Source organism: Bathymodiolus platifrons methanotrophic gill symbiont (genome assembly GCF_002189065.1).
Taxonomy (GTDB): Bacteria; Pseudomonadota; Gammaproteobacteria; order Methylococcales; family Methylomonadaceae; genus Methyloprofundus.
Window position 1 is genome coordinate 1 of record NZ_BDMN01000231.1, and the last position, 5743, is coordinate 5743.

General features: G+C 32.2%; 7 protein-coding genes. 6 read left to right on the forward strand and 1 reads right to left on the reverse strand.

Annotated features, from left to right (window positions below; translation table 11 throughout):
* Positions 1-598 precede the first annotated feature (598 nt).
* Genes CDZ78_RS22065 through CDZ78_RS13170 form a run of 3 tightly spaced genes read left to right on the forward strand, consistent with a single transcriptional unit; the run spans position 599 to position 2105 of the window.
* Positions 599-775 carry a hypothetical protein gene (locus CDZ78_RS22065; protein WP_167374298.1) on the forward strand — a complete coding sequence of 59 codons (177 nt, stop codon included), beginning with the start codon at positions 599-601 and terminating at the stop codon, positions 773-775.
* 42 nt (positions 776-817) lie between these two features.
* The gene (locus CDZ78_RS13165; RefSeq protein WP_087870420.1) at positions 818-1144 is read left to right on the forward strand and encodes a helix-turn-helix domain-containing protein; all 327 of its coding nucleotides are present in this window, start codon (positions 818-820) and stop codon (positions 1142-1144) included.
* Positions 1104-2105: a reverse transcriptase family protein gene (locus CDZ78_RS13170; protein WP_167374299.1), complete on the forward strand. Its 1002-nt coding sequence runs from the start codon at positions 1104-1106 to the stop codon at positions 2103-2105. Before CDZ78_RS13165 ends, CDZ78_RS13170 begins: the two co-directional genes overlap by 41 nt.
* A gap of 657 nt (positions 2106-2762) precedes the next feature.
* On the opposite strand, the gene CDZ78_RS13175 is transcribed toward CDZ78_RS13170, so the two are convergent.
* Entirely contained in the window at positions 2763-3092 is a 330-nt protein-coding gene (locus CDZ78_RS13175) for a hypothetical protein (RefSeq protein WP_087870422.1), read from the reverse strand.
* A gap of 902 nt (positions 3093-3994) precedes the next feature.
* On the opposite strand from CDZ78_RS13175, the gene CDZ78_RS13180 reads away from it, so the two are divergent.
* The 3 genes from CDZ78_RS13180 to CDZ78_RS13190 all read left to right on the forward strand — a co-directional run bounded on the left by CDZ78_RS13180 (position 3995) and on the right by CDZ78_RS13190 (position 5658).
* On the forward strand, positions 3995-4375 hold the full coding sequence (locus CDZ78_RS13180) for a plasmid mobilization protein (RefSeq protein WP_087870423.1): 381 nt from the start codon (positions 3995-3997) through the stop codon (positions 4373-4375).
* 180 nt (positions 4376-4555) lie between these two features.
* A complete protein-coding gene (locus tag CDZ78_RS13185; RefSeq protein WP_230991210.1) occupies positions 4556-4819 on the forward strand; it encodes a relaxase/mobilization nuclease domain-containing protein in 264 nt (87 codons plus the stop codon).
* Positions 4810-5658 (forward strand): hypothetical protein, encoded by an 849-nt coding sequence (locus CDZ78_RS13190; protein WP_087870425.1) that lies wholly within the window; start codon positions 4810-4812, stop codon positions 5656-5658. The genes CDZ78_RS13185 and CDZ78_RS13190 overlap by 10 nt, the downstream gene beginning before the upstream one ends.
* The last annotated feature ends 85 nt before the right edge of the window (positions 5659-5743 follow it).

Here is a 5743-nt window from a genome sequence, read left to right on the forward strand (position 1 = left end):
TATAAACCAGAAGCACTGGATCAGTTTTTGCCCTGGAACTTGATTGAAAAAATTAAGCCTCTAAAGTAATTGGGGTAGCTTGTCTAGGTGGAGAGAATTGACGCTTACAGATATATGGTGAAGCATATAAGGTCTGCATGGACAGACTAAATAAGGAACTGAACTTGAACGGTACAACTTCATGCCATATAGACTAGTTCAAAAAATTCTGACAAGTAACCTTAGAGCGCCTTTAAATTGTGCTTTATTTATTTCTCAATACGCTAAAAGTAAATCTTTATTTTTCGCTATTAGCGAAAATACTTTGACATTAGCAAAAAAAAAATATTATATTTAATACGCGGTTCGGAGATCAAATCTCGAAGCAATTAGAGTCTTTAGCTCTGCGGAGGCAATGCCTCTAAACCATTTTTCGTGCAACATTCAGGTCGATACCCTTGTGGTAATCCATCACTAGCATGAGATAGCCGCTTTCGGCGAGACCGAAAGCGGGTAATTCAGTAAGGGGGAAAAACACTGCTCATCCCGATTTTTTTACTTATGAAGTTACTTGCGAGAGGCGTGATATTTACACGTCGTAACCCATAAGGAGGCTTTAATGCCTAAAAATACACCCGCAGAGCAGTGCCTGATTAACATTTTAAAAAAGAAAAAGAAACCTAAATTTGGTTTAAAAGAACTTTTACAGTTAGCATTCATCATAGATAAATGTTGTTGTCTTTACGATAAATTAGAACCAAAAATAGTTAGTATTTTGAATTTCTTTTTAGAATAAATCTACCCCTCTGTTATTACTATTTATAAATACTTAAATTATATGATTAATCAAGCCTTAAGGCTTATTCGTACTTATCACGATATTTCTCAAACAGAGTTATGTTCAGAAATTGGTATTTCTAACTCATATCTCTCAGAAATAGAGTCGGGAAAAAAACAACCATCGCTTGAGATTTTACAAAAATATAGTGATGAGTTTGATATTCCTTTATCCTCAATACTGTTTTTCTCTGAGAATTTAGAGAAGTCAAAACCTTCTGATAAAATAAAGGAAAATATTGCAGGAAAAATAATCTCTATACTCCAGTGGAATGAGGAACGAATCAATGCAAAGGAAGCCTACAAAAAGAAAAAGAAAACTTTTTAAGCGTTACCCTGTAAACCAATGCGCTTTATATAAAGTAGGTTCAATTAAAAAAATATGTCAACTTATTGGGATAAAAAAAAGCAATTTAAACTCAATTTTAAAAAATCCACTTCAGTATCGCGAATTTGTTAATAAAGAATCATTTGACCATTTCTCTTTAAAGACCTCAAAGACAAGACAGATACAAGAACCTACTGGAAATTTAAAGAAGATACATGAAAGAATTCTTTATTTACTTGAGCCAGTAGAGCTACCCAACTATTCTCACGCTGCTGTAAAAAAACGATCCTATAGATCAAATGCGGCCTCACATGTCCTTTCTAAAAAAATAGCTACATTTGATCTAGAAAATTTTTATGGTTCTACTAAAAATCACTTAGTTTATAACTTTTTTTTAGATAAATTAAAATTACCTCATGATATAGCTAAAAAACTGACAAAAATAACCACCTTTAACAATAGCATGCCGACAGGTAGTCCTTTGAGTCCACTACTATCACTACATGCAGCAAAACCAATGTTTGATGAATTAGAATCTTTAGCTCAAAAATACAATCTTATTTTTACATGCTATATTGATGATCTAACTTTTTCTGGATCAACAATTCCAAAATCATTAAATAGACAGATTGTTCACATAATTAATCGGTATGGTTATAACCTATCTAATCATAAAACAAGAATTTTTAACGAAAGTGAAGTAAAACATGTCACTGGAATAATAATTAACAAAGAAAGATTGAGAGCTCCTTATTCTCGCTTTATGACTGCAAGAAGGATTAAAAAAGCGATAGATGGTAAAGCACCAATGCATAATTTTAGTAAAATAAAACTTCTGGAAAAACGAGCAGGATTGTTAGGAGAAACAGCGTATCTTGACCCTACCTATAAAAGAGCAGCTAAAAATGCTCAGATAGAATTAAAAAATGCTCGTAACCAAATAAAAAAATCAACTTTATAAATGAAATTAATGTATTTTTATTTACATTTATTTTTTAAAACCTGATTAACATTCCCCTGAAGCTTTTCGATAAGATTGTTCCTCTTACACTTCGGTGAAGTTACAGGAAACATTCTATCCCATCGTCCATTTTATCTACTATTCGTTTTTTTCATCAAACTTTGCATTGCAGTAAATAGTTTGTCGTGGCCTGATTATAGACCAGTGACTGTAATGTTTTTTTAGCTTTTCTAAAGATCTGTATTGTCGTGTTTCCTGCAAAAGCAGGAAATGTAATAAATAATATTAAAATAATAAATTTAACTTTCGAATTAAACCTTGCTCTGTTCATCCGCTGAAAATCAGGGAAACGTAGCCTAAGCGAAGTGATGATTTTTAGTCCGCGTCCGCGATAGCCGTAGGGCCGTTATTTTGTCGGAGTCTGAGCGTTAGCGAAGGTGGAGACAAAATAAAAGGCCATCCGACACGGCGTCAAGTCATTTGGAGCCTATGTTCCGACCCCTTGTTGGGTCGGGACGAGGTGACGAGGACGAATCGGGGCCGCCGGAGGCATAAGTGGTCGCGTTAAGTTTTTGCTGCTTGCTTGGGCTGGGATGCCCAAAACAAGCTTTCGCAAAAATAGCGACTCCCCGATTTAGTTTTACTCTTAAAGTGTTTTTATAAATCGTCACCTGTCGTATTATGTTTTTTTTGATTTGAATTTTTAGTAGGTACACTCTTTTTCTTGGCTGTCCCATTAACGCTTCTCATTGTTGAATTTAATGTTGTTGAACTAACTTTAACATTGATTTTTGCAAGTTCTTCAACAATAACCTTTGTAGGTATTTTTATTTCTAACATTTCATTAATGATATTTTTATGTTCAATTAATGTTGAAACGATAGTTCTTTTCTTAGCTTGTTCTTCAGCCCATTTATCTTTAAATTCTTTTAAAGTAGTTCCAATTTTTTCAGATAGTTCATCTGTAATTTCTTGTTTGCCTGACATAACGTTATCTCCTTATTTTTCTATTACTTTAATATTAGTCTAACATTTTTTTAAATTTTTTTTAAGTGTTTAATAATTATTTTTTTATATTTTTATAACTATTCCATAGTTTCTTTATACGACTTGTTTTAAGGTATAAATTATTACTTAACTATTATTTAATAATTTTTAATTGACGCATGACTGGCGAAAAAATACCGTTATAATACTTTTTTAAAATTTAAATATTTATTTTTGTATGGAAAATTATATAGTAATTTTCCATACTATCTATTTTATGTTAATAGGCTTTATATGACCGACTTAATTATTTTTAAGGTGTGTTTATCCTGTTACTTTTTAAGTGGTATATATGCTTATTTATATGTACTCTAGTGAACATATAAACGATTATTATATGTCTGGTCTTAGAATGTTTTTTGTCGTCGCTTAGACGTGATTTTCTTAATTCTTTGTAATTTATTTTAGTGCATACTTTTTTATATTTTATTCTATTTTATTTTTTGTTTATTTTTTATGAGTTACTTAAAATATTCAATAGTTACGCACATAAGCTTTGTTTTTCTATTTTTTTTAGATTAACTTTATAGCTAACAACACGGTGATTACCGTATTGTTTTTTAATGATTAACTTAATCGTTATTTTTTGTTGGTTTGTATTATCTTTTGACTTTTTTGAGGCTATACTAAAAACATATTAAAAAGTTAGATAAAGGGGACAAGATGCCCGTTCAGTACCAAATCGCAAGCGATTTGGTACTGACCATAAAAAATGAACGCTACGCTCTCATTTTTTATTACGGGTAAATATTCAACGGTGAACCTGTTGAATATTGTCTTGGCAAGGGTAAACCCCTGCACCCCAAAAAGAAAAAAGCTTTGTATAGCCCAAAGGAATTTTTATGACAAACGAAAACGAATTTAAAGAAGTTAATCCCCTAGGCAGTCTTTTAGAAAAGCCGAAATCTCGAGACGGTTTTTCTAAAAAATCGCACAAAGGAAGATTTATCGCTGTCGATGAGAAAGCAGATAAATTTATGAAATTTTACATGACTCAAACTGAATATGATTATATTAAACAGTGTGTGACAAACTCGGGTTTAAAGATCAGTCAGTATTGTTTGAAGCGGATCATTGGTCATAAAGTTAGAGCAAATATTGATAACTCAAATTTTCACGAATTGTCAAAATTAGGTGGTGTTTTAAATAAACTCGGGGGGCTTCAAAAAGAACTTTTTAAAAATCCAGAGCAGGGAAAAACACACGCTAAAAAACTTGCATGATATTAGCGACGCAATTGAAGAAATTACAAAGCTTGCAAAAATGCATCAAAAGTTTTTGACGAAAAAAATGGAAGAATAAAAATGCCAACTGGAAATTAACCTGACAAAAGAAAAGATGGTAAAAGCGATTTTGGCGACCTTACGACCTACATTGCAGACGCAGAAAAAACGAAAGGTGCTGTGTGGGTTTTTAATTTATTATCTGTTGAAACTGCTGCGGCAGAAATGACGGGGACAGCATCAAGAAACCCTCGCGTAAAAGATGCGGTTCATCACGTTATTATTTCTTGGCCGGAAAATGAAAAACCAACATATACTCAAGCAAAAGAAGCAGGAGAAATTGCATTAAAAGAGTTGGGTTTTGATGTTTCTGCAGGTGGTCATCAGGCTTTCATCGGCTTACATCCAGATACTAAATGTTGGCACATTGATGTGTGTGTGTAAATAAAGTTCACCCGCAAACTTTAAAATCTCATCATGTAGAATTTTCACATAATGCTTTACATAAAGCTTGTAGAAAAATTGAAATTGATCAAGGTTGGAGTAATCAAAGTGGGTTGATGGAAGTTTTAACAGACGTAAACGGAAAAGAACATATTGTTAAATCGGATTATAGAAATGATAGAAATGATAGAAATGATAGAAATGATAGAAATGATAGAAATAAAGGCATAAATCAAAAAGCTTTAGATACTGAAAAATATTCAGGAGTTGTTTCTTTTGAGAGATACATAAAAGAAACGGTGGGGCCAAAGTTTAAAGATTTTTTGGAGTCTAAAAACAAATCCTGGGAAGACGCTCATGTTTTTTTAAATGATTTTAACGTAAAAATTATTGAACGAAGCGGTGGAATTTCTTTTCAAGATTTACCTCTTTATAAAAATGATTTCACAGACGCACAACGCGAAGTAGAAAAAGATCGCGCGAGCAAAATATTTGCAGGGGGGAAATCTGCAGGTGATTTTTCAAAGAAATCACGACTTGAAAAAAAGCTTGGAAATTACGTTGAAATGACAACAAAACGAAAGTTGCCACATTTTTTCTATGATGAAAATAAAGAAAAAGGTGTTGCTCAAATTAAGCGTGAAAATGATAATCCTGTTCAAAAGAAAAGCCCTTGCGAATTAAAATTGAGAGCAATTTTTAACGATGAAGTTAAACAATCAAAAATAGCTTTTTCTGAAAAAAAGGCAAGCAAAAAAATACAAATAACTGACGTTAAAAAAGCTGAAGAATTAGACTTAAAAACAGAGCTAAAAATACTCTCTGTTCGTTTCAGGTAGGGCGATATTAACAATGAGTTAAACTTTATACCTTGCTTGGGGTGCGATTAAAAGTACGGTGAATTTCTCAAAATATTAAGAAGCT